This is a genomic window from Aeromonas tecta, from assembly GCF_000820185.1.
GTDB classification, from domain to species: domain Bacteria; phylum Pseudomonadota; class Gammaproteobacteria; order Enterobacterales; family Aeromonadaceae; genus Aeromonas; species Aeromonas tecta.
Genome location: NZ_CDCA01000036.1, coordinates 1 through 636 on the forward strand (window position 1 = coordinate 1; position 636 = coordinate 636).

At 65.7% G+C, this 636-nt stretch carries 1 protein-coding gene; it reads left to right on the plus strand.

Features of this window, described 5'->3' with window-relative positions; genetic code table 11:
• Window positions 1-550: Dph6-related ATP pyrophosphatase (locus tag BN1137_RS14905; protein WP_050719355.1), on the plus strand; the 550-nt coding region annotated here is incomplete at its 5' end.
• Window positions 551-636 lie beyond the last annotated feature (86 nt).

The following is a 636-nucleotide window of genomic DNA, read 5'->3' on the forward strand; positions in this document are numbered from 1 at the left end:
CCTCGCCCACCCCCTGCCCCTGGTGCGGCGCCAGGCCGAGGCCCTGGGGCTGCCCCACCGGGTGGTGACCATCACGGCGCCGTTCGAGCAGGGCTACGAAGAGGCGCTGGCCGATTTGCAGCGGGAATGGGATATCGAGGGGGTGGTCACCGGCGACATCGACCGGGTGGATGGCAGCGACAACTGGATCTGCGCCCGCTGCCGGCCGCTGGGCCTTTTCGTGCATCAGCCGCTCTGGCAGCAGACGCGCCAGAGCCTGCTTGAGCAGTTGCAGGCACGAGGGATTGTGGCCCACCTCTCCTGCGTCGATACCCGCACTCTGGCACCGAACTGGGTGGGGCGCACGCTGGATGCAGCCACCCTGGCCGAGTTGCAACAACTCGCCGCCGCGAAGGGCTTCGATGCCAGCGGCGAGCAGGGGGAATATCACAGCATGGTGATGGACGGCCCCGGTTTTGCAGCGCCCCTCAGCCTCAATGGCTGGCGGGTGGGACGGCAGGAGTACCTCGCCTATCTGGCTGAAGAGGACGCCAGCCATCTAGTCAGTTAGGCATTAGTCAGTTAAACGCTAGCCATCTGGTCGGTTAGCACGGCGCCCGACCACCCAGAATACATAAAAAACGGGAGGCCTTGGCC